The sequence below is a fragment of the Paenibacillus peoriae KCTC 3763 genome, assembly GCF_000236805.1.
GTDB classification, from domain to species: Bacteria; Bacillota; Bacilli; order Paenibacillales; family Paenibacillaceae; genus Paenibacillus; species Paenibacillus peoriae.
In genome coordinates this window covers 177,245-200,574 of the sequence record NZ_AGFX01000047.1, presented here as the reverse complement: position 1 = coordinate 200,574, position 23,330 = coordinate 177,245, and the positions used below count along the sequence as shown (strand labels likewise).

General features: G+C 49.3%; 24 protein-coding genes and 1 riboswitch. All 24 genes read left to right on the top strand.

Annotated features, from left to right (window positions below; translation table 11 throughout):
• Positions 1–18 precede the first annotated feature (18 nt).
• On the top strand, positions 19–1,119 hold the full coding sequence (ychF, locus tag KQI_RS0125535; RefSeq protein ID WP_010349738.1) for a redox-regulated ATPase YchF: 1,101 nt from the start codon (positions 19–21) through the stop codon (positions 1,117–1,119).
• A 333-nt stretch (positions 1,120–1,452) separates the two neighbouring features.
• Entirely contained in the window at positions 1,453–2,520 is a 1,068-nt protein-coding gene (prfA, locus tag KQI_RS0125530) for a peptide chain release factor 1 (RefSeq protein ID WP_010349737.1), read from the top strand.
• Between the two features lie 3 nt (positions 2,521–2,523).
• On the top strand, positions 2,524–3,423 hold the full coding sequence (gene prmC / locus KQI_RS0125525) for a peptide chain release factor N(5)-glutamine methyltransferase (protein WP_010349736.1): 900 nt from the start codon (positions 2,524–2,526) through the stop codon (positions 3,421–3,423).
• Positions 3,424–3,498: 75 nt separating this feature from the next.
• Complete coding sequence (locus KQI_RS0125520) at positions 3,499–4,692, top strand: FtsW/RodA/SpoVE family cell cycle protein (protein ID WP_010349735.1); 1,194 nt, start codon at positions 3,499–3,501, stop codon at positions 4,690–4,692.
• Between the two features lie 257 nt (positions 4,693–4,949).
• Complete coding sequence (spoIIR, locus tag KQI_RS0125515; RefSeq protein ID WP_010349734.1) at positions 4,950–5,642, top strand: stage II sporulation protein R; 693 nt, start codon at positions 4,950–4,952, stop codon at positions 5,640–5,642.
• A gap of 150 nt (positions 5,643–5,792) precedes the next feature.
• Complete coding sequence (locus KQI_RS0125510) at positions 5,793–7,112, top strand: L-threonylcarbamoyladenylate synthase (RefSeq protein WP_010349733.1); 1,320 nt, start codon at positions 5,793–5,795, stop codon at positions 7,110–7,112.
• A 176-nt stretch (positions 7,113–7,288) separates the two neighbouring features.
• The gene (locus KQI_RS0125505; protein ID WP_010349732.1) at positions 7,289–7,849 is read left to right on the top strand and encodes a manganese efflux pump MntP; all 561 of its coding nucleotides are present in this window, start codon (positions 7,289–7,291) and stop codon (positions 7,847–7,849) included.
• 61 nt (positions 7,850–7,910) lie between these two features.
• Complete coding sequence (locus tag KQI_RS0125500) at positions 7,911–8,495, top strand: low molecular weight protein arginine phosphatase (protein ID WP_029390343.1); 585 nt, start codon at positions 7,911–7,913, stop codon at positions 8,493–8,495.
• Positions 8,496–8,573: 78 nt separating this feature from the next.
• Positions 8,574–8,655: riboswitch (ZMP/ZTP riboswitch) on the top strand.
• A 209-nt stretch (positions 8,656–8,864) separates the two neighbouring features.
• Positions 8,865–9,452 carry a TIGR01440 family protein gene (locus KQI_RS0125495; RefSeq protein ID WP_010349730.1) on the top strand — a complete coding sequence of 196 codons (588 nt, stop codon included), beginning with the start codon at positions 8,865–8,867 and terminating at the stop codon, positions 9,450–9,452.
• 72 nt (positions 9,453–9,524) lie between these two features.
• Complete coding sequence (locus KQI_RS0125490; protein WP_029390342.1) at positions 9,525–10,775, top strand: serine hydroxymethyltransferase; 1,251 nt, start codon at positions 9,525–9,527, stop codon at positions 10,773–10,775.
• 564 nt (positions 10,776–11,339) lie between these two features.
• Entirely contained in the window at positions 11,340–11,969 is a 630-nt protein-coding gene (gene upp / locus KQI_RS0125485; protein ID WP_007432755.1) for a uracil phosphoribosyltransferase, read from the top strand.
• Positions 11,970–12,076: 107 nt separating this feature from the next.
• Positions 12,077–13,246 (top strand): non-hydrolyzing UDP-N-acetylglucosamine 2-epimerase, encoded by a 1,170-nt coding sequence (wecB, locus tag KQI_RS0125480; protein ID WP_010349728.1) that lies wholly within the window; start codon positions 12,077–12,079, stop codon positions 13,244–13,246.
• A 172-nt stretch (positions 13,247–13,418) separates the two neighbouring features.
• Positions 13,419–13,673: an AtpZ/AtpI family protein gene (locus tag KQI_RS0125475; RefSeq protein ID WP_010349727.1), complete on the top strand. Its 255-nt coding sequence runs from the start codon at positions 13,419–13,421 to the stop codon at positions 13,671–13,673.
• Positions 13,666–14,046 (top strand): ATP synthase subunit I, encoded by a 381-nt coding sequence (locus tag KQI_RS0125470; protein WP_010349726.1) that lies wholly within the window; start codon positions 13,666–13,668, stop codon positions 14,044–14,046. Before KQI_RS0125475 ends, KQI_RS0125470 begins: the two co-directional genes overlap by 8 nt.
• A gap of 29 nt (positions 14,047–14,075) precedes the next feature.
• Positions 14,076–14,900, top strand: a complete 825-nt coding sequence (gene atpB, locus KQI_RS0125465) for a F0F1 ATP synthase subunit A (RefSeq protein ID WP_010349725.1) — start codon at positions 14,076–14,078, stop codon at positions 14,898–14,900.
• Between the two features lie 106 nt (positions 14,901–15,006).
• Positions 15,007–15,231 (top strand): F0F1 ATP synthase subunit C, encoded by a 225-nt coding sequence (gene atpE, locus KQI_RS0125460; RefSeq protein WP_007432750.1) that lies wholly within the window; start codon positions 15,007–15,009, stop codon positions 15,229–15,231.
• A 108-nt stretch (positions 15,232–15,339) separates the two neighbouring features.
• Positions 15,340–15,828 carry a F0F1 ATP synthase subunit B gene (gene atpF, locus KQI_RS0125455; protein ID WP_007432748.1) on the top strand — a complete coding sequence of 163 codons (489 nt, stop codon included), beginning with the start codon at positions 15,340–15,342 and terminating at the stop codon, positions 15,826–15,828.
• Positions 15,825–16,370, top strand: a complete 546-nt coding sequence (locus tag KQI_RS0125450; RefSeq protein ID WP_010349723.1) for a F0F1 ATP synthase subunit delta — start codon at positions 15,825–15,827, stop codon at positions 16,368–16,370. Before atpF ends, KQI_RS0125450 begins: the two co-directional genes overlap by 4 nt.
• A 19-nt stretch (positions 16,371–16,389) precedes the next feature.
• Positions 16,390–17,904, top strand: a complete 1,515-nt coding sequence (atpA, locus tag KQI_RS0125445) for a F0F1 ATP synthase subunit alpha (RefSeq protein WP_010349722.1) — start codon at positions 16,390–16,392, stop codon at positions 17,902–17,904.
• Between the two features lie 213 nt (positions 17,905–18,117).
• On the top strand, positions 18,118–18,984 hold the full coding sequence (gene atpG, locus KQI_RS0125440; RefSeq protein WP_010349721.1) for an ATP synthase F1 subunit gamma: 867 nt from the start codon (positions 18,118–18,120) through the stop codon (positions 18,982–18,984).
• A 120-nt stretch (positions 18,985–19,104) separates the two neighbouring features.
• Positions 19,105–20,505, top strand: coding sequence for a F0F1 ATP synthase subunit beta (atpD, locus tag KQI_RS0125435; protein WP_010349720.1), 1,401 nt, complete (start codon positions 19,105–19,107; stop codon positions 20,503–20,505).
• 72 nt (positions 20,506–20,577) lie between these two features.
• Complete coding sequence (locus tag KQI_RS0125430) at positions 20,578–20,985, top strand: F0F1 ATP synthase subunit epsilon (protein WP_010349719.1); 408 nt, start codon at positions 20,578–20,580, stop codon at positions 20,983–20,985.
• Positions 20,986–21,337: 352 nt separating this feature from the next.
• Positions 21,338–21,589: a DUF1146 family protein gene (locus KQI_RS0125425; RefSeq protein WP_010349718.1), complete on the top strand. Its 252-nt coding sequence runs from the start codon at positions 21,338–21,340 to the stop codon at positions 21,587–21,589.
• A 323-nt stretch (positions 21,590–21,912) separates the two neighbouring features.
• Positions 21,913–23,268, top strand: a complete 1,356-nt coding sequence (murA, locus tag KQI_RS0125420) for a UDP-N-acetylglucosamine 1-carboxyvinyltransferase (protein WP_007432741.1) — start codon at positions 21,913–21,915, stop codon at positions 23,266–23,268.
• Positions 23,269–23,330: the final 62 nt, after the last annotated feature.

The window sequence follows — 23,330 nt, the reverse complement described above, 5'->3', positions numbered from 1 at the left end:
ACGGGAGTTGTTCTGATTATGGCTTTAAAAGCGGGGATCGTGGGCTTGCCGAATGTGGGCAAATCAACACTGTTTAACGCAATAACGCAGGCGGGGGCGGAATCCGCAAACTATCCATTTTGTACAATTGACCCTAATGTAGGGGTCGTTGAAGTACCGGACGAGCGGCTGGATAAGCTGACTGAGCTGGTAGTACCGAACAAAACGGTGCCGACGGCATTTGAGTTTGTTGATATTGCCGGGCTTGTGCGCGGTGCCAGCAAAGGCGAGGGCCTGGGTAACAAGTTTCTGGCCCATATTCGTGAAGTAGATGCAATTGTTCATGTGGTGCGCTGCTTTGAAGATGAGAATATTACCCATGTGGACGGCAAAATTGATCCGATCAGCGACATTCAGACGATCAATCTGGAATTGATTCTGGCGGATATCGAAAGCGTAGACAAGCGTATTGAACGTTCCCGCAAGAACATGAAGGGCGGCAACAAGCAGTACGCCCAAGAGGTTGAAGTACTGGAACGGATCAAGGAATCGCTGTACGCTGACAAGCCTGCACGCAGCGTGGAACTGTCGGACGAAGACCGTGTCATTGTACGCGATCTCCATTTGCTTACGATGAAGCCTGTACTGTACGCGGCTAATGTCAGTGAAGATGGTGTAACGGAAGCTGATAGCAATCCATATGTGCAAAAGGTACGTGAATTTGCAGTCGCAGAAAATGCCGAAGTAGTACCGATCAGTGCCAAGGTAGAGTCTGAAATTGCCGAGCTGGAGGGCGAAGATAAGGCGATGTTCCTTGAGGAGCTGGGACTGGCTGAATCCGGCCTGAACCGCCTGATCAAAGCGGCTTATCGCTTGTTGGGTTTATATACGTATTTCACAGCAGGTGTGCAGGAAGTACGCGCATGGACTATTCACAAAGGAACAAAAGCACCTGGCGCTGCGGGCGTTATCCACTCGGATTTTGAACGCGGATTTATTCGCGCCGAGGTTGTATCCTACGATGATTTGGTCGCTGCCGGCTCTATGAACGGGGCCAAGGAACGTGGTCAGCTTCGTTTGGAAGGCAAGGAATATGTGGTGCAGGACGGAGACGTTATGCATTTCCGTTTTAATGTTTAGTATGCATTTCAGCGTATAGCACTCGGTGTTGATATGCGAACATTTAGGTGATTGTATATGTGTTTCCTGCATGTACTTAATTAAGTTAGTCGCTGCCTGCTCAGGGCGGCGGCTTTTTATTTGATTCGCATTTCTTTTCTTGGTTGAAAATTTGCCATTCAGTTTATTCAGGATTTTGTGTATTCGACTCCAATAGATTTGCGGATTTTTGCAGAATCCTAAATTAGTAAGTAATTTTTGTAGCTAATTAACCGATTAGTTGTTATAATAAAGAGCTGTAGCCAGTGAATTTGAAGCTGGTTTCATATTAATTTAACTGAAGAGGTGAATCGCTTGTTGGACCGATTGCAATCATTGGCGGACCGCTACGATAAACTGAGCGAACTGCTCTGCGATCCGGATGTGGCGAACGATAGCAAAAAACTTAGAGATTATTCCAAAGAACAGTCTGATTTACAGCCTGCTTATGAAGCATATACCGAATATAAAACAGTCGTTGAAGAGCTGGACGCTGCTAAAGTCATGCAAGGTGAAAAGCTGGACGACGAGATGCGTGAAATGGTCAAAATGGAGATTGAAGAGCTGAGTGCCCGTAAACGGGAGCTGGACGAGAAAATCCGTATTTTGTTGCTGCCAAAGGACCCGAACGATGATAAGAACGTTATTATCGAAATTCGTGGTGCTGCGGGTGGTGACGAAGCCGCACTGTTTGCAGCGGACTTGTATCGGATGTACACCCGTTATGCAGATACCCAAGGCTGGCGTGTAGAGCTGATGGATGCGAACATGAATGACCTTGGTGGTTTTAAAGAGGTTATTTTCATGATTAACGGACGCGGTGCATACAGCAAAATGAAATTCGAAAGCGGCGCACACCGCGTACAGCGGATTCCGACGACGGAATCTGGTGGACGTATTCATACGTCTACCTCCACGGTGTCCGTGATGCCTGAGGCAGAGGAAGTGGATATCGAAATTTTAGACAAGGATATCCGCGTGGATACTTTCTGCTCCAGCGGTGCGGGCGGTCAGTCTGTCAATACGACAAAATCCGCCGTGCGTGTGACGCATATGCCAACAGGCATTATGGCGACCTGTCAGGACGGTAAATCCCAGAACTCCAACAAGGAGAAGGCGCTGCAGGTTTTGCGCGCCCGTATTTCGGATATGATGCGCCAGGAAGAGGAAGCCAAATATGCAGGCGAGCGCAAGAGCAAAGTAGGGACCGGGGATCGCAGTGAGCGTATTCGTACCTACAACTTCCCGCAAAGCCGTGTAACAGATCACCGGATTGGCTTGACTATGCACAAGCTGGACCAGGTGATGAACGGGGAGATTGAAGAGATCGTATCGGCACTCACGATTGCGGAGCAGGCTGATTTGATGGAACAAGAGGTTTAAGCCTTGGGACACGAACGTGATTGTGCATATCGAATGTCGCCGGATCGGAGCATAAGTATCAGAGAAGCCTTAGTTGAGGCTTCTTCTTTTTTAGGAAGCTGCGGCGTACTGGAGCCGCAGCATAACGCCCGCCTGTTGCTGGAGCACGTGCTTGGGCTGGAAGGCACGGCCTTCTATGTTGCGCTGGCTGATCCATTCCCTGCTTCCGGCAAGGAGGCTTGGGAAGCGGTCATCACCCGCAAAGCAGCGGGCGAGCCGGCGCAGTATATTATCGGACGGCAGGAGTTTTATGGCCGCCCGTTTGCGGTTTCGCCGGCGGTGCTGATCCCGCGCCCCGAGACCGAGCTGCTCGTCGAGGCCATACTCCAGCACGGTGACCGTTTGTGGCCGAACGGCGCCCCGCAGGCGCTCGATATCGGCACGGGCAGCGGTGCAATCGCTGTAACGCTGGCGGCTGAGCGCCCGCGCTGGGGCGTAGCAGCGGGGGATATTTCCGCTGCTGCGCTGAAAATGGCGGCCAGCAATGCCGCTGCGAACGGCGCAGCCGTGGAATTCCGCGAGGGCGATCTGCTGACGCCGTTCGCGGGTGCGGCGGTGGACATCCTCGTGTCCAATCCGCCGTATATTCCGGCTGCCGACATCGCTGGCTTGCAGCCGGAGGTGCGCGACCATGAGCCGCACATGGCGCTGGATGGCGGCCCCGACGGGCTTGGCCCGTATCGGGCGATGCTGGAGCAGCTAGGGCTCCTTCAGGCTCCGCCTCGGCTGATTGGATTTGAGTTGGGCATGGGGCAGGCCAGAGACGTGGCCGCGCTGCTGGAGCGGGCAGGTCATTGGAAGACAATCTTGATCGTTCCAGACCTTGCAGGGATTGAACGACATGTCCTAGGCGTCTCGGAGTAGTGCTGCATTTTCTTTTTGCGAGTCTTTGCTTTAGAATAAGAGGAGTATGACCGAGAAACGGCTCAGGGGGAAATCATGCTTCAGAAATTTAAAAAAATAGATGGTCCGGTTATCTTTATTCTGGTTTTGCTCATGGCAATCAGCATCATCACGGTATATAGCGCGGGCAGAGGCCCTACGAACCTGACGGAGCACGGCAATGACTACCAGAAGATGATCGGGTATTATATATTGGGTTTTGTGGCGATTTTGGGTATAGCGATGGTCGATTTCCGAATATTTATTAAAAAAGCACTGTATGTATATGGAGGCGGAATATTTCTGCTCTTGCTCGGCTTTTTTGGCGGGACGGTTAACAACTCCCAGGGCTTTTTGAAAATCGGTGGCTTGAACCTCCAGCCTGCTGAGGTATTCAAGCTGGTTCTTATCATCTTTCTGACGTATATGCTGATCAAAAAGCGCAAGAGCAGACTGTATTTTGTTCAGGACGTACTTCCAGTCGCGCTGGTGAGCTTTGTTCCTTTTGCTATGGTGATGGCGCAAAATGACCTGGGTAATGCGCTCGGATACATCGTCATCGTCATTGGTATGCTATGGATTGGGAATGTGAAGGCATCCCATGCGCTGATCGGATTTACCATATTTGCAGTCGCTGTTGGTGGTGGGCTCAAAGCCTATATCTCGTTTCACGATGAGATTGATTCGTTTATGAAGGGGATTGGGCGCAGTCACTGGGTAGAGCGTCTGGACCCTTGGCTGGTACCGGAAAAAGCGACCGCGAAGGCATCTTATCATACCAAAAACGCCAAGCTGGCGATTGCCTCTGGCGGGATGATGGGCAAAGGCTTTCTGCAGGGAACCTCGGTACAATCCGGGCGTGTTCCTTATACGTATGCGGATTCTATTTTTGTAGTGGTAGCGGAGGAATTTGGCTTTGTAGGCTCCTCGGTGTTACTCTTGTTATATTTTATTTTAATTCACCGAATGATCCTGATATCGCTGGAATGCCGTGATCGAGCTGGACCGTATCTTATCGTGGGTATTGTGTCCATGCTGTTATATCAGATTTTTGAGAATATCGGCGCGTTTTTGGGCATCATGCCGCTCACGGGCATTACGCTTCCGTTCATCAGCTACGGGGGGACGTCGCTGCTCATTAACATGGCAAGTATCGGCCTGGTTATGAGTATTAAGGTGCACGGTCAGGAGCTGGAGGATGATCTGCCACAGCCTTCCAGAGCGAGCTTGACGAAGGCGAAAAAGGTCTAGTGTGCATGGATTGTGGGTAGATACGGTTAGTACGTCTATATACTACGCTTTCGAGCGTTGGAATCGAAATATGCAAAATGCTGATAAAGTAAAACGATGCAGCGAAAAGGTCCAGATTGCGAAATCTGGGCCTTTTCATTTTCGCAGACCATGATCCAGGCTTTGCTCTGAACATTTTACATAGATTCATAGGTTTAGATTCTCCCGAACCGGACAAACTGATAGACATGATAGAGTTTGGGTTTGGGGGGACGAAGATGAAAAGCTGGGTAAAGCAAGCTGCCATGATCTTATTTTGTATTTCGATCTTAATGATGTCCTGGGAAGGTCAAAAAACGGATGCTGCCATGACCACAGGAATCAGAGGTCCTATAACGTCAGGAATGACAACAACAGGGGCAAGAGTGATTCCGCATGATTCCATTCGGCTGCGCATTTTGGCCAATTCGGATCGCCCGGAGGATCAGCTGGTCAAGCGCGACATCCGGGACGCCATCGTACAGCAAATGAATGCTTGGGTAGGTAAGCTGGAAAACCCGCAAAGCTTAAATCAGGCGAGAGCGTTGATTGCTGCCCACTTGCCTGAAATTGATCGTTTGGTAGGTGCTGAGCTGGCTCGGCGCGGCATTGCATATCAGCATCAGGTGGAACTGGCAAGTGTTCCTTTTCCGACAAAAATGTATGGTGGTCTTGTTTATCCTGCCGGGAATTATGAGGCCCTCCGGGTCACACTGGGACAAGGCAGAGGGCAAAATTGGTGGTGCGTGCTGTTTCCGCCATTGTGTTTTATTGATGCAGGCAGTGGGGAGGCAACGGCACAAGCGGCAGCGGCAAAAGCGAATCGCGGAGACAGTCAGACAACTGCGAATGGCAAGGAACCGGAAGTACGTTTCTTTCTGTGGGATGCTCTGACAGGGTTGTGGGGCTGGGTAAGCGGCTTATTCGTCTAAGCTTGAGAGTAGCCAGTCTCCCATATGCTATAATGGGATGTACAGTAGCACATGGCAGAGCCGATTCAGTTGAGTTTTCAAAGCAGGCCTCTTTGGAGACCAAGCGACATGAATCGGACTGTATGACAATAAGATATGGGATGATCTGATATGACCGATAAATTGAATCCAATACAAGATTTGCACAGACCGTTTGCACAGAAGGAGAAGCCCGAGCGGGAGCCGGATGAACAAGGGATTCACGAGCTAAAGCAGACATTGGAGGCTTTGCATACAAAATGGTGGGATGTAAGATGTTTGGTTCCCGAAACGGACCTGGCTGCAACTGCTAAGAGGACGTCTGCTGGCATGGAAGAAGCTGATACTACGGTTGCGATTCGTGAGACTGAAGAGGATATCTCCGGCGAAATGGGGGGTGGGCAGACTCGGATTGCGGCGGAAAAGGGTATCCGTGAGGCTGCCGAGCTGCTCCAGGCGGGAGAGACGATAGCCTTCCCTACAGAAACCGTATACGGCCTGGGTGCCGACGCACGCAGCACAGCAGCAGTGGAGGCGGTATTTGCCGCCAAAGGGCGTCCTTCCGATAATCCGCTCATTGTACATATTTCTGACCCTGTCCAATTGAGCGGTATGGTAGCCAACATAAACGATACGGCCCGGGCGCTGATGGATGCGTTCTGGCCGGGACCGCTGACGCTGGTGCTGCCGGTGGTGCCGCAGGCGCTATCACCTCGTGTGACGGCAGGGCTGGACACGGTCGGTGTGCGTATGCCGGATCATCCGATAGCGCTGCGTCTGATCGCGGAAGCCGGCTGTCCGCTGGCTGCGCCCAGCGCGAACCGCTCGGGAAGGCCCAGTCCAACCCTTGCACAGCATGTGCAGGAGGACCTGGGGGGCCGCATCGGCGGTATTCTGGACGGAGGCCCCACGGGTGTGGGGCTTGAGTCCACGGTGGTACAGGCCGGTGACGACGGAACCGTCACCATCCTGCGCCCCGGCGGCGTGACGGCCGAGCAGCTCGCTGCGGTCGCTCGCGCTGTCGTGCTCGATCCGGCGCTGGCCGCTGCTTCGCCCGGCGAGGACGCCGATAGCCCGGCACCGCGTTCGCCGGGCATGAAGTACACGCACTACGCGCCGCGCGGCCGCTTGAGCGTGGTGCAGGGCCCGTCGCCCGCTGCGGTGACGGGCTGGATTCGCGCTGCGCTGGCGGAGGCTCGCGCACGCGGAGAGCGCACGGCGGTGCTCGCGTTCGACGAGCATGCCGCCAGCTATGCCGGAGAGCGCGTCTATTCGCTGGGTAAGCGGGACGCGCTCCATGAGGCGGCGCAGCGCCTGTACGGCGTGCTGCGCCGCTGCGATGAGGACGGCGTCACTTATATTTTATCGGAATCCTGTCCGACCGACGGATTGGGAGACGCCGTTATGAACCGTCTGCTGAAAGCGGCAGGTCACCGAGTCGTTCGTCTTTAGCAAGACACACATATTTTGCTGGAGTACAGAAAGGGTTTCGGTCTTGTCGTAACCGCTCTTAATAAAATTCTCATCTCTCCTCGTCCTGTACAGGCTCATCCGTTATATGCTTGTACTGTTTTGCTCCTTGTCCGCATAACGTGTACAAGAAAGGACGGATAATGGAGGGATGGAGTATGCTGTCAGCCTCTGCCCATGTCGGGCAGGTTGTAACGATTCTGATCATGGCAGTAGCGCTGGGGATGGATGCGTTATCGCTGGGCGTAGGGATCGGCATGAAGGGGATACGCCTGCGGGATGTGCTGCGCATCAGTACGGTTATTGGCTTTTTTCACATTCTGATGCCATTGCTGGGGATGTTCATAGGCCATTATATGAGTTCCTTACTGGGCTATGTGACGACCTATTTTGCAGGTGGGTTACTCATCCTTTTAGGCGGGCATATGGTATATAGTTCCTTCAAGGGGGGCGGCGTACAAGTATTGGATCATCGTTCACCTTTGGGTCTTTTGTTGTTTGCGCTCGGGGTAAGCGTCGACTCGTTTTCTGTAGGGGTGTCGCTGGGGATGTTCCAGAGTGATCTGGTGCTGAGTGTTCTGGCGTTTGGCTTTTGCGGAGGGGCGATGGCGATGCTGGGATTGCTGCTGGGTCGCAAGGTCAGCCGTAATCTAGGGGATTATGGAGAGGCCGTGGGCGGTGCTATTTTGCTGGCGTTCGGCTTTATGTTTATGTTTTGATTTTAGCGTGGACAGTGTAAAATAATACAGGATGATAGTAAAGGCTTTGGGGGTGAAAACGTTGAAACATATCTTATTCGTATGCACAGGGAACACCTGTCGCAGTCCAATGGCTGAAGGAATGCTGCGCAAGCTGGCTGCTGAACGCGGATTGGAGCTGGAGGTGCGCTCTGCGGGAGTGGCCGCGATGGAAGGCACACCGATATCCCGACACGCAGAGGCGGTTCTACGGGACCACGATATCTCGGATCGGATGACCTCGACCTCTCTGAGCGGCGGACTGGCCGAGTGGGCACATCTGATTTTAACCTTGGCGCAAGGTCATAAGCAGCACGTCATTCAGCGGTTTCCCCATGCGGCGGACAAAGTTTTTACGCTCAAGGAATATGTGGAAGATCGGGATGCGGTGCTGAAAGATGTACAGGAGTTAGATGGCTTATACGCTTCACAACAGTTGATGGCTTCACTCGGACAAGAGCTGTCGGCGCAGGAGCGTGAGCGGATGATTGAGCTGCACCAACGGATTCCGGGCTTTGATGTTTCCGATCCATTTGGGGGTTCGCGGGAGGATTACGATGTCACGGCTGCGGAAATCCGCACGGCACTGCATAAGCTGCTGGACAAGTTAAAGGCTTCCTCCGAATAAAGTCGGTGTTACTCATCTGATTTGTACGGAATCTGTTGATTTTCGGCAGTTAATCCGTTAAGATAAGGTGGAAAAATGAGAATCCGGTGTAACTGGCGACAACAGTGGGATTAACCACGATGGAGCACCGGATATACGGCCGGTCGCCTGGGCAAAAGAGCAATTCCACATTGGTGTGGACTGCTCTTTTTTCGTATATGAGCTATTCCGGATTTTCTGCTGCCTTCTTGTTCTTCCATTTTTTCTGCTCGAAATCCGAAACATCGGCTATAATATAGTCAGATTGTGATATCAGGAGAAAGTGTGTTGAACTTGAGGCATGAGACTGTGCCTGGTCTCTGAGGGACTGTTCAACCAAGGGAGGTTCCGATGGCTGGACAATTGGATCGTGAGATTTCACTTGAAGCACAGACCGCTTCTGTCGTGCGGGAACTCGCTGAAGCGGCAGGTCTGAAGGCTGGTCGCTTGCTGGTTGTTGGCGTAAGCACGAGTGAAGTGGCTGGGAGCCGGATCGGCACGGCGGGAGCGCTTGATGTGGCTCAGCAGTTGCTGGCTGGAGTAGAGTCCGTACGCCGGGCATATGGCTTTGAGGTGGCGTTTCAATGCTGCGAGCATTTGAACCGTGCACTGGTCGTTGAGCGGACTGTGCTGGAGCGGCTGGGATTAATGGAAGTTGCCGCCGTTCCTGTCCGTACGGCAGGTGGCTCTATGGCTGCCATTGCCTATCGGTCACTGGACGACGCGTGTTTGGCGATGAACGTACAGGCGCATGCCGGGATAGACATTGGCGAAACGCTGATCGGCATGCATCTGCGCCCCATAGCCGTTCCGTTTCGCCCAGGCCTTCGCTGGATTGGCGAAGCACGTGTAACTGCTGCATTCACGCGCCCTCCACTGATTGGTGGACAACGGGCAGTGTACACCCTTGAACAAGAAGACGGCGGAAACTGTGACTAGCATTTGGCGTGGACTGTTTGTTTTGTACTTTAGTATACCCAACAATTGACTATGGAGAGGGAGTAATCAATCATGATGGAACATCTGCGTAAAAGTGACCCGGCAGTGCTGGAAGCAATGGGACTTGAACTGAAACGACAACGCCACAATATCGAGCTGATCGCATCCGAGAACATCGTCAGCGAAGCGGTTATGGAAGCGATGGGCTCTGTACTGACGAATAAATATGCTGAAGGTTATCCGGGCAAACGTTACTACGGCGGCTGTGAGCACGTAGATATCGTCGAGGACATTGCACGTGATCGCGCCAAAGAATTGTTCGGTGCCGAGCATGCCAACGTGCAGGCTCACTCTGGAGCACAAGCGAACATGGCGGTATATTTGGCTGCGCTCAAACCCGGTGATACCGTACTGGGTATGAATTTGGCGCATGGCGGCCATCTGACACACGGAAGTCCCGTTAACGCTTCCGGCTTGTTATATAACTTTGTTGCTTATGGTGTACGTGAAGACAACTTCCGCATTGACTATGATGAAGTGCGCAAGGCGGCCTTCAAGCACCGCCCTCGTCTGATTGTAGCCGGAGCGAGCGCATATCCGCGTACCATTGATTTTGAAGCCTTTGCTTCCATTGCCAGCGATGTGGGTGCGCTGTTCATGGTAGATATGGCGCATATTGCCGGTCTGGTGGCAGCGGGTATTCACCCTAATCCGGTTCCACATGCGCAATTTGTAACCACAACGACGCATAAAACGCTGCGTGGTCCGCGTGGCGGATTGATTCTGACTCGCAAAGCGTGGGCACAGGCGATTGATAAGGCGATTTTCCCAGGCACTCAGGGTGGTCCATTAATGCATGTGATTGCGTCCAAAGCAGTTGCCTTGGGTGAAGCGCTCCAACCTTCTTTCAAAACCTATGCACAAAACGTGGTTCGCAATGCACAGGTGCTGGCAGAGACACTGCTGGCAGAGGGAATTAACATCGTATCGGGTGGTACAGATAATCACCTGATGCTGCTGGATACGCGTAATCTGAACATTACAGGTAAAGAAGCAGAGCATGTACTGGATTCCGTGGGCATCACGGTGAACAAAAACGCAATTCCTTTCGACCCGACCAGTCCGTTCGTTACCAGCGGAATTCGTATTGGTACTCCTGCTGCGACATCCCGTGGTATGGATGAAGAGGCTATGGTCAAAATCGGTAAAATCATTGCTGAAACCCTCAAAAATCCGAAGGATGATACGGTATTGTCCAAGGCGAGCCAAGCGGTTGGCGAGCTGACTGAAAAATTCCCGATCTATCCAGGTACTCAATACTAATTATATCGGTCACCTATCCAGGTTGAATAAGGCTGTTTTCCTTCTGTAAGTCGGAGGGGAGACAGCCCTTTTTATTTTCTGGCGGCTCGAAACGTACATTTTTGGGTAACAAGCGTTTACGGTAAGGCTTCATCTGGCGGTTTAAGGGTTCCCCTTTAAGCCGACAGAGTCCATAGAGTTGGACATATATATTTAAACATATATATAATGAAGCGTTTACAAAAAAACATCTTGAATTATTACGATGGCATCGATTTTAAAGCTCAGCAGACTTTGACGGTCAAGGGCCGTTAGGGTCTTTTTTGGTGCTATTTTCTATGACGAAAGTCGCTCGCAAAGTGGCGGGCTAGGTATTTTACTTTACATATCTTTCTCTTGACCAAAGGTTGCGGTGGCAGGTGTTAAATCAATCAAGGGAATGTTATAATAAACAGGATTTACAGGCACGCACTGCATCTGTGCTTATTTGGTTTGTACAAATAGGTTACATAGATCCCTTTCCAATCAGGATGTTCGATATTCTGGTTCGGAAGAACGTGACGATAATACCGGAGGGAATATATCATGGCAAAACTGGTGGTTTGTGATCACCCTTTGATCCAACACAAACTTACATTTATCCGCGATGTGCGGACCAACACCAAGGATTTCCGCGAGCTCGTGGATGAAGTAGCAACTTTGATGGCTTATGAAATTACGAGGGACATCCCGTTGGAAAGCATTACGGTGCAAACACCGGTTGCTGAGACAGAAGGTAAAGTGATTTCCGGACGTATGCTGGGCCTCATTCCGATTTTGCGTGCAGGCTTGGGTATGCTGGATGGCGTCGTAAAACTGCTGCCAGCAGCAAAGGTAGGCCATGTGGGATTGTTCCGCGACCCTGAAACATTGCAGCCTGTGGAATACTACACGAAGTTGCCTACAGACGTGACTGAGCGTGAATTGATCGTTATTGATCCAATGCTTGCAACAGGCGGCTCGGCGATTGCTGCTATTGATGTGCTGAAAAAGAGAGGCTGCACCCAAATTAAAATGATGAATCTGATTGCCGCTCCTGAGGGAGTCAAAGCTGTACAAGATGCGCATCCTGATGTCGACATTTATGTTGCTGCACTGGACGAGCGTTTGGACGAGCATGGCTATATCGTTCCTGGTCTTGGCGACGCGGGAGACCGCTTGTACGGAACCAAGTAAATCGCCTTTGGCGGTTCGGCAAATTTATGGACGTTGCGGACAGGTCATTTTCATATTAAAAGGATCTGTGAACTGGACGTTTATTATGAAAAGGGGTTCAACTCGAAATGTCTAAAATCAAAGTAATGACCATTTTTGGCGTTCGTCCGGAAGCGATTAAAATGGCTCCTCTCATTTTGGAGCTTCAGCGTCATCCGGAGCATATCGAGTCTGTGGTATGCGTTACAGCTCAGCATCGCCAAATGCTTGACCAGGTTCTGGAGGTCTTTAACATCCACCCTGACTATGATCTGGATGTGATGAAAGACCGTCAGACACTCAACGAAATTTCCATACGTGTACTTCAGGGGCTGGAGCCTGTATTGCGTGAGGCCAAGCCTGATATTGTCCTGGTTCACGGTGATACGCTGACGACATTCCTCGCTAGCTACGCAGTCTTTATGCAGCAAATTGAAGTAGGGCATGTGGAAGCAGGCTTGCGGACATGGAACAAGCTTTCTCCATATCCGGAGGAAATGAACCGTCAGCTCACAGGCGTGCTATCTGATCTTCATTTTTCGCCTACTTCTTTATCGGCTGGAAATTTGCGGAAGGAAAATAAACCTGAATCGCGAATATATGTAACAGGAAATACGGTGACTGACGTATTTCAGTATACCGTTCGCCAAGATTACGAGCACCCGGTACTGGATTGGGCTCAAGGCAAACGTTTGATTCTAATGACAGCTCACCGCCGGGAGTCACAAGGGGAGCCACATCGTCAAATTTTTAATGCGGTAAAACGGATTGCGGACGAATTTGAGGATATCGCCATCGTGTATCCGGTTCACCCGAGTCCGGCTGTGAAGGAGCCTGCATTTGAGATTTTAGGCAACCATCCGCGGATTAAGCTGATTGATCCGCTGGACGTTGTAGATCTGCACAATTTTTATCCGCACACGCATCTGATTCTTACGGATTCCGGCGGTCTTCAGGAAGAAGCCCCTTCGTTCGGAGTACCTGTACTGGTACTGCGTGATACGACCGAAAGACCGGAAGGAATTGAGGCGGGCACATTGGAATTGGTTGGTACGAGTGAAGAGAATGTCTACAATCGAACCAAGGCACTTTTGACGGATTCCGCGTTGTATGAGTCTATGAGTCAGGCAACGAATCCTTACGGTGACGGAAAGGCTTCGGTAAGAATTGTCAATGCGATTTTGCACCATTATGGCGTAAAATCTGAACGTCCTGAGGAATTTCACACAATGTTCACAAATGGCGTTCGCTCGTTATAATATTCCTTTACAAGGCAAGCATACAGTTAAACTGTACGGTTACCAAGGGATACAGCATTTTTAGATGCTTTGTCGACTGATTTTTATACTTTAGGGCACTAAAATATCTCAATTGACAAAGCATCTTATATTTAAGTAAAATGGACTGGAATTGCAGGGGTGACATGGAAAAGTGGTCAAACCATCCAAGCAAAACAACAACCAAAACAACACCGGAAATGCCTTCAAGGCAATCGGACTGGTGAGCGCTATCGGCATTGATTTGACGGTATGCACACTGGGTGGTTTCTATGCCGGAAAATGGCTTGATGCCAAACTTGGTGGCTCCGGAATTTGGATTGGCGTAAGCGTTCTCGCAGGCTTGGTTGTAGGCGCATTGAGTATTGCCCTTGTGATCGGAAAGGTATTGAGGGATAACCATGAATGAGATGACCCGTATGCAAAAAATGTTATGGATCGTAGCGCTTATGATTATGGCTCTGTGTTTCCTGGTCTCCGCTTTCATGCCCCAACATCGTGACATTGCTCACGGAATCATTCTGGGAACGGGAGTAAGCTGTCTAAATGTGCTGTATATGGCCTACAAAATTCGACAGGTTGCGAGTGCGGCCGCCGGTGAAAGAAAGAAGAGAGTGGTAGGTATTGGCTTTGGCGTTCGATTAGCGACCTCAATTTTGGCAGTGGTGCTGGCTGTAGAATTTCCGGCCTATTTCCATGAGATCGCTGTAATGGCAAGCCTTGTAACTGGACAATTCCTTCTTTTAATTATAGGCATTATATTCGCGCTTCAGGAAAAATAATGGCTCAACTGAGAAAGGGGTGAGAAAACATGTTGCATGAATCACCGATTATCCAATTGGGCGGGTTTAGTATTGACTTGTCCGTCATTATTATGCTGCTTGTGACCTGCGCTATTGTGTTTGGACTGGCTTTTGCTGCAACGCGCAATTTGTCTGTGGACAATCCAGGAAAGCTGCAAAACTTTTTAGAATGGGTTGTCGAATTCGTTCAAGGACTCATTTCCAGTACGATGGATTTGAAAAAAGGGAAGCCATTCCTTTCTTTAGGGATGACGCTGATCATGTTCATTTTCGTCGGAAATATGCTAGGTCTGCCGTTCGGGATCGTGACTGAATTCGATAGTGTGCAAAGCGCACAAGTATTCGGGCATGATATCGTTCCGGTCAAGGAAGCATTAGAGCAAGCACAGGCGACTCATCCGGGCGAAGCTGCCCATGTAGGTGTCAGCTGGTGGAAATCACCAACCGCAGATGCAGGGGTATCCATTGGACTGGCATTGATGATCTTTGTCCTGGTTCATTTCCTGGGAATCTTCCGTAACACCAAAGCTTACTTTAAGCACTACGTTCAACCATTTCCTTTCTTTCTGCCAATTAACCTGATTGAGCAGTTCTCAAAACTACTGACACATGGTATGCGTCTATTCGGTAATATTTTTGCCGGCGAAGTTTTGATCAGTGTTCTGTTGAAATTGACAGCACTTGGCGTTGGAGGTATGGTTGCTTCCGTATTGGGACTCGTGGTCTGGCAAGGATTCAGTATTTTTGTCGGCAGTATCCAGGCGTTCGTCTTTACGATTCTGACGTTTGTATATATTTCACAGTCCATTGATACGCATGAAGAAGAGCATTAAACAGGTTCATTATCCGGTTTTTAGTTAAGTTCAGGAGTGCGCTTCGCTCTTAACTGCAAATATATATAAAATACAAATACACATTCACTTAAGGAGGATTTTAAAAATGGGAGTTTGGGCATATATCGCAGCTGCAATCGCAGTAGGTTTGGGCGCTTTGGGCGCTGGTATCGGTAACGGTCTGATCGTAAGTAAAACAGTTGAAGGTATCGCTCGTCAGCCTGAAGCTAAAGCAACGTTGCAAACAGTAATGTTTATCGGTGTAGGTTTGGTCGAAGCCCTGCCAATCATCGGGGTCGTTCTGGCATTCATTTTCTACGCAGGTGCTTAATTAAATGGAAGCAAGGTTTGGCGGGGAAGGCACAGCCATCCGCGCCTTCTTTGTTCGTTTGAATAGAAAGATCTAGGACTGACGTTCACCGGAAAGGAGTGACTTCAATTGCATTTAAATTGGACAAGTATCGTGTTTACTGTCATTGCATTTTTGATCTTGTACTGGTTGCTGACCCGTTATGCATTCGGCCCTCTCTTTTCAGTTATGGAGAAGCGGCGTGAGCTTGTTTTGAAGCAAATGAGTGAAGCGGCACAAACGCGTGAACAGGCTGCTGCCTATGTTGAGGAGCAAAAACAGGCTCTTCAGCAAGCGCGCAAGGAAGCCTACGATATTATTGAGCAGTCGAAGCAAACTGGCAACAAGCAAGCGGAGCAAATTATTATTCAGGCTAAAGACGAAGCTGTTCGCCTGAAAGACGAAGCTGTTCGTGAAATCACAAGCGAGCGCAATAAGGCAGTTGCCGAGCTGCGCAGCGAAGTGGGTAAAGCTTCGGTACAAATTGCTTCCAAATTGCTACAAAAAGAAATCAAGGAAGACCAAGTCCAGGGAGAGCTTGTCGACCAGTACCTTAAAGAGGTAGGAGGCAAAGCATGAGCCGGGATACGGTAGTTGCCAAACGGTACGCGAAAGCCTTGTTTGAAGTGGCAGAGCAGGAGCAGACCATTATGGAGACCGAGCAGGAACTGCGTGCTTTTGTAGAGGCTGTATCGGGGGATGCCGAAATCCGTAAGTTCATTAATTCTCCTAACATTACGGAAGAGGTCAAGCTTCAGGTTCTGGCCAACAGCTTTGAAGGCAAGCTGTCTGCCTCGCTGATTAACACGATTAAGCTGTTGATTCAGCGCAGCAGAGCCGATTTGTTTGAAGATCTCCTTGCCGGATACCTTGAGATTCAGGAGTACAAGCTGGGACTGGCCCATGCAAAGGTGTATTCCACCTATGCGCTCAGTGAGCAGGAAAAAGCAACGGTAGCCGAGGAATTCGGAGCCCGTGAACATAAAACAATCCGTGTGGAAAATATAGTAGACCCGAGTCTGCTGGGCGGATTGAAAGTGGTTATTGGCGATACACTGTACGACGGCAGTCTGGCCGGCAAGCTGGATCGTCTTGAGAAATCCTTTAACAGACGAGTATAGAAGATAGGGGTGAACACACTTGAGTATCAAACCTGAGGAAATCAGTTCATTGATTAAAAGTCAGATTGAACAATATAAAAATGATATCGAGGTCGTTGAAGTCGGCACTGTTGTTGAAGTCGGCGACGGTATTGCCCGCGTATACGGACTGGAAAAAGTCATGGCCGGGGAATTGGTTGAATTCGATAACGGCGTATTGGGCTTGGCGCTCAACGTGGAAGAGAGCAATGTCGGTGTCGTTATTCTTGGACCATTCTCTGACATTCGTGAAGGCGGTCAAGTTAAACGTACAGGCCAAATCATGCAGGTTCCTGTTGGGGACGCACTGATTGGACGCGTTGTTAATCCATTGGGACAACCAGTCGATGGCAAAGGTCCAATTGCTACCACGGAATTCCGTCCGGTGGAAAGTCAGGCTCCAGGTGTTATGGCCCGTAAATCCGTACATGAGCCAATGCAAACAGGGATTAAAGCCATTGATGCTATGGTTCCGATTGGCCGCGGTCAACGTGAGCTGATCATCGGTGACCGTCAAACAGGTAAGACTTCTATTGCGATTGATGCGATTTTGAACCAAAAAGGCAACGGCATGAAATGTATCTATGTTGCTATTGGTCAAAAACAATCTACGGTAGCTCAAGTTGTTGAAACATTGCGTCGTCACGGTGCTTTGGAATATACGATTGTTGTTACGGCATCTGCTTCTGAGCCATCACCTTTGCTGTACATTGCCCCTTATTCCGGCTGTGCTATGGGTGAGTACTTCATGTACAAAGGCGAGCATGTCCTTGTCGTATATGATGACTTGACCAAACAAGCGTCCGCATACCGGGAGCTTTCCCTGTTGCTGCGTCGTCCACCGGGTCGTGAGGCTTATCCGGGTGACGTTTTCTATCTGCACTCTCGCTTGCTGGAACGTGCAGCGAAGCTGAATGATGAATTGGGTGGCGGCTCACTTACTGCGCTTCCGTTTATCGAGACACAGGCTTCCGACGTTTCTGCTTACATTCCAACCAACGTAATTTCCATTACGGATGGACAAATTTTCCTGGAAGCTGACTTGTTCTATGCAGGTCAACGCCCGGCGATTAACGTAGGTATTTCTGTATCCCGTGTAGGGGGCTCCGCTCAGATTAAAGCGATGAAAAAGGTTGCAGGTTCCCTGCGTCTGGATCTTGCCCAATATCGTGAGCTTCAAGCGTTCTCCCAATTCGGTTCCGATTTGGATAAATCCACTAAAGCCCGTCTTGACCGTGGTGCGCGAATGATGGAAATCCTGAAACAGGGTGTACATCAGCCGCTGCCTGTTGAGCAGCAAGTCGTGAGCTTGTACACTGCTGTTAAAGGCTTCCTTGATGATATCCCGGTAGCGGATGTAAAACGTTTTGAAAAGGACTTCTTGTCTTTCATGGTGTCTGATCATCAGGATGTGCTTCAATCGATCCGTGATACAAAAGACTTGGTGGCTGATAACGAAGCGGCTTTGAAGGCAGCTATCGAGAAATTCAAAAAATCATTTGCTACGTCGGTTTAATACATGAATTTGCCTGTTTATGACGAAAAATGTTCTAAGGAAGCGTGCCCCTCGGGCTTTGGCTTCCTTGGCATGTTTTACCCCCAATAACAGGCCCTTTAACATATGCTCGGCTGGATTTGAATCTTTACGAAGTGGCTTTGTTTTTCTCAAGGCTAACGATTGCTTACGAAGTTAGCTTTGGCCTTGCCAAAGCTTGAAGGTGGTGAAATCATGGCAAAAGGTATGCGCGAGATTAAACGTCAGATTAAAAGTGTGCAGAGTACAAAGCAAATTACGAAAGCGATGGAAATGGTCGCTGCATCCAAGCTGAGAAAGGCTCAGGAGAAAGCGGAGTCGGCTCGTCCTTACGCAGAAAAGCTTAAGGAAGTCGTAAGCAGTATTGCTTCTGGATCAAACGGTGTCAAGCATCCAATGCTGGAGACGCGTCCGGTCAAGAAGACTGCTTATCTCATCATCACATCTGATCGTGGTCTGGCTGGTGGTTATAACGCCAATATTTTGCGGCAGGTTACGCAGACGATTGCGGAACGTCACCGTTCACAGGATGAATTTGTAATTTTCATTATCGGACGAAAAGGACGGGATTATTTCAGACGTCGTGAGTTCCCTATTGCAGAGTCAGTGACTGACTTGTCGGATACACCTGCTTTTGCAGATATCAAAACGATTGCAAGCAAGGCTGTACAAGGCTTTGAACTTAAAGAATTTGATGAGCTTTATCTATGCTATAACCGCTTTGTCAACGCACTGACTCAAATTCCGACAATTGACCGTTTGTTGCCAATGGCAACACCGGAATCCGCTACAGCTTCATCCTCGATAAATTATGAGTATGAGCCTTCACCAGAAGGAGTGCTGGAAGTATTGTTGCCGCGTTATGCAGAAACACTTATCTACGGCGCTTTGCTGGACGGTAAAGCTAGTGAACTGGGAGCGAAGATGACGGCGATGGGTTCTGCTACCAAAAATGCTACCAAGCTGATTGGTGAACTGTCGTTGACCTATAACCGTGCCCGTCAAGCGGCTATTACCCAGGAAATTACGGAAATTGTGGCAGGGGCAAATGCTCAGTCTTAATGAGCTTTTGCAGACTGCTGTATAGCAGAGTCTATACTAATATGATCATTTGCGAGCGCAAAACAAATCAGTGATGTTCGGATTTGCGGCTGTGCAAGCTTGTAGGAGGGAAACCAAGAGATGAACAAAGGACGCGTAGTGAGCATCCAGGGTCCGGTTGTTGACGTTGAATTTGAACGTGGTCAGCTTCCGGAAATCCTTAATGCTATTCATATTGGGACTGTGCTGGAGACTGGAGTCAAACTGAATCTGACACTTGAGGCATCAAAGCATCTTGGCGATAATCGTGTACGTTGTATTGCCATGTCTTCCACAGATGGTCTGGTTCGCGGTGCTGAAGCGGTGGACCTTGGGGCACCAATTTCGGTACCTGTTGGTGAGGCTACTCTGGGACGTGTATTTAACGTGCTGGGAGATCCAATTGATAATGGTGCTGATATTAGTGCAGTAGAAAAAAATCCAATTCACCGTCAGGCACCTACTTTTGACGAATTGACGACTCAAGCAGAAATGCTCGAAACAGGCATTAAAGTTATCGACTTGCTGGCTCCTTATGCCAAAGGCGGTAAAGTTGGATTGTTCGGTGGTGCCGGTGTAGGTAAAACCGTAACGATCCAAGAACTGATTAACAATATCGCTCAGGAGCATGGCGGTATTTCTGTATTTGCGGGTGTAGGTGAACGCACACGTGAAGGAAATGACTTGTACCATGAAATGAGAGAGTCCGGCGTTATCAACAAAACAGCGATGGTGTTTGGACAAATGAACGAGCCGCCGGGTGCGCGTTTGCGTGTTGCCCTTACCGGTCTGACAATGGCGGAGTACTTCCGTGATCAAGAAGGCCGTGACGTGCTGCTCTTTATCGATAACATCTTCCGCTTTACCCAAGCAGGTTCTGAGGTTTCCGCCCTGCTGGGACGTATGCCTTCCGCAGTAGGTTACCAGCCTACGCTGGCAACTGAAATGGGTCAATTGCAAGAACGGATTACTTCGACTAAAAAAGGTTCTGTTACTTCCATTCAGGCGATTTATGTACCTGCTGATGACTACACTGACCCGGCACCGGCTACTACGTTTGCCCACTTGGATGCGACGACGAATCTGGAACGTAAAATTTCCGAAATGGGTATTTACCCGGCGGTTGATCCACTCGCATCAAGCTCCCGGATTTTGTCTCCAGACGTTGTAGGTGAAGAGCATTACAATGTAGCACAAGGGGTAAAACAAATTTTGGCCCGCTACAACGAGCTTCAGGATATCATTGCCATCCTGGGTATGGACGAGCTGAGTGAAGAAGACAAAATGCTGGTAGCACGTGCACGTAAAATCCAGCGTTTCCTGTCCCAGCCTTTCCACGTTGCCGAAGCGTTTAACGGCTTCCCGGGTAAATATGTGCCGGTTAAAGAAACGGTACGAAGCTTCAAAGAAATTCTGGAAGGAAAGTATGATCATCTTCCAGAAGCAGCGTTCCTTTTCGTAGGAGCCATCGAAGAAGCAGTAGAAAAAGCCAAAACGCTGTAAGTACACAGGCAAAGAATAGCCGAGAGCCTTACGAAGTGAGCTGTCTGTGGACAGCTTTCAGGAGGGATTCAAGTGAGCACGTATTTATTAGAGATTGTGACGCCGGAGCGCTTGGTCTATGCAGAGCAGGTCAACAGCATCAGTGTTCGCGGCTCGGAAGGCGACCTTGGTATTTTACCCGGACACCTTCCCTTGGTCACTCCCTTGAAGATTGCACCGATACGTATTAAAATCGGTGGTCAGACTGAGGTGATCGCGGTCAATGGGGGCTTTGTTGAAGTCCGCAAGGATAAAGTGGTTATTTTGGCTGAGAGTGCGGAACGCTCTGAAGATATTGATGTAGAGCGTGCCCGTGCGGCAAGGGAGCGGGCGGAACTGCGGCTCCAGAGCAAGCAGGAACAGATAGACCATCATCGGGCGGAAGTGGCTCTGCAACGGGCGCTTAACCGTTTGAATGCTACAAGCATTAGAACCAAGTAAGAATTAAATATTAGGTTTTAGTGGAATTATAAGAGGGTTCGGCATAGTATACGGAGGAATGACAGGGAGACCGCTTCATAACTTCTGCCAGAGAGTGTCCGGCAGGAGGAGAGGAAACCTTTCCTTCCTTACGATCACTGTGATCGGGCCCTTTTTTTAGATAAATTACCAAATATGCAGTCCTATTTCTTGCTTGGCAGCTAGGTACATAGTACCTTTTAAATTCACGAAACAGAAGTAATTATTCATATTTTGTCGAAATAAATGTTCTGAATACAGAAATATGACTAGCATATTAGGCGTGCGCCGAGTATTATAAAGAAGTCTGTGAAGCAGATGGGAGGGATTACCGATGAACGGGAAGCAGCAGTTGGCTGAACAGCTAAGTCAATCGGCGAGTATGACCGCGTTGATCTCCATGATCGTGTCACTCATCTGTATAGCGCTAGCCTGGTGGGCTTTACAGAGCTTAAAGCTGGATTTGATCATCCGGCACCCCAAAGGACCACAAGGCAGATTGTTGCACTTGTTTCTCGCTATTATCGTCGGGCAATTGGTTGCTGGTTTCCTGTTGAACTACATCTCGTGGAGCCAGATGCTCTAGTGTATTGTTTTAACATGAAGTGGGCGGGTTATATGATTTTAGGACTGTGTCCCTGCGGGAATTGTCGAATAACATCGTTCCATATTGTCAACAATGGTAAACAAAAGAACCATACATGTATTGCCGACTGTTTCAGTTGGAGTACAATGGACATCAAGTACAAAAAACGCTTGTATACTTGTTTTGAACAGTGGTATGATGGCAGTTAGGGTATTAATAAAATCTTGTTTTTTATGTAATGAAAAAGCAAGGCATGAAAATAGCGGAATATGTTCTTTTTTTCCATGAAGGAAAAGGGAAATGACGCGCGGAGGGAACCATAGATGAGCAAATTTATCGTCCGCGGTGGCAACAGATTGACCGGGAGTGTCAAAGTCAGCGGAGCCAAAAACTCAGTTCTGCCGATCATCGCCGCTTCTCTGCTAGGAGAAGAAGGAGAAAGTGTTATTATTGATGCACCTCCTCTAGACGATGTGATGACTATTAACAAAGTACTGGAGTCCTTAGGAGCAGGCGTTACATACCAAGATGAGGTCATTCGTGTTGACGCGCGGAAGATAATTTCCTGTGAAGCCCCTTACGAGTGGGTTAGGAAAATGCGCGCATCATTTTTGGTTATGGGGCCGTTGCTTACACGTTTGGGACATACAAGAATTTCGCTTCCAGGCGGATGCGCAATTGGCACACGACCAATTGACCAGCATTTGAAGGGCTTTGAAGCATTGGGGGCCGAGATTAGTCTGGGCCAAGGTTTTATTGAAGCTAAAAGTAACGGGCGTCTGCGTGGAGCCAAAGTTTATTTGGATGTAGCCAGCGTAGGAGCAACCGAAAATATTATGATGGCCGCTACTCTTGCCGAGGGCGTAACCACTATTGAAAATGCTGCTAAGGAACCTGAGATCGTTGATCTTGCGAACTTCCTCAATGGTATGGGAGCCAAGGTGCGCGGCGCAGGCACAGGCGTTATTCGTATTGAAGGCGTCGAAAAACTTCATGGAGTAAAACATACGGTTATTCCCGACCGTGTAGAAGCAGGTACTTATATGGTTGCTGCTGCGATCACAGGCGGGAACGTATATGTAGAAGGCGCAATATCCGATCATTTGGGACCTGTTATCTCCAAGATGGAAGAAATGGGAGTAACCATTCAACCAGATGAAAACGGAATTCGTGTCATCGCGGATAAACCGTTAAAAGCCGTTGATGTTAAAACGCTGCCTTATCCTGGTTTCCCTACGGATATGCAGTCTCAGATGATGGCACTTCAGCTTGCTGCTGAAGGAACGAGCATTATTACGGAAACCGTCTTTGAAAATCGCTTCATGCATGTGGATGAATTTCATCTCATGAATGCGGAGATTAAGGTCGAAGGTCGTTCTGCGATTGTAACCGGCAATGCGAAGCTGACAGGTGCAAAGGTGACCTCGACAGATTTGCGTGCAGGTGCCGCGTTAATTCTGACCGGACTTATTGCAGAGGGGACAACGGAAGTATCCGGTGTACATCACATCGATCGTGGCTACGTTCATTTGGCCGAGAAGCTGACTGGATTGGGCGCGGACATTTACAGAGTGACCGTAGAAGAGCCGAAGCTGGATCATTCGTCCAGTACAGAGCGTGTGATGCCGGAAGAGACTACAGGGAATCTGTTCAAAAAGATTCAGCCTTCTTTGGCTTAAGCTTTAACGTACCAAGCTTCATACAACGTATCAGCATATTTACAAACAACTGTGAACCAAGT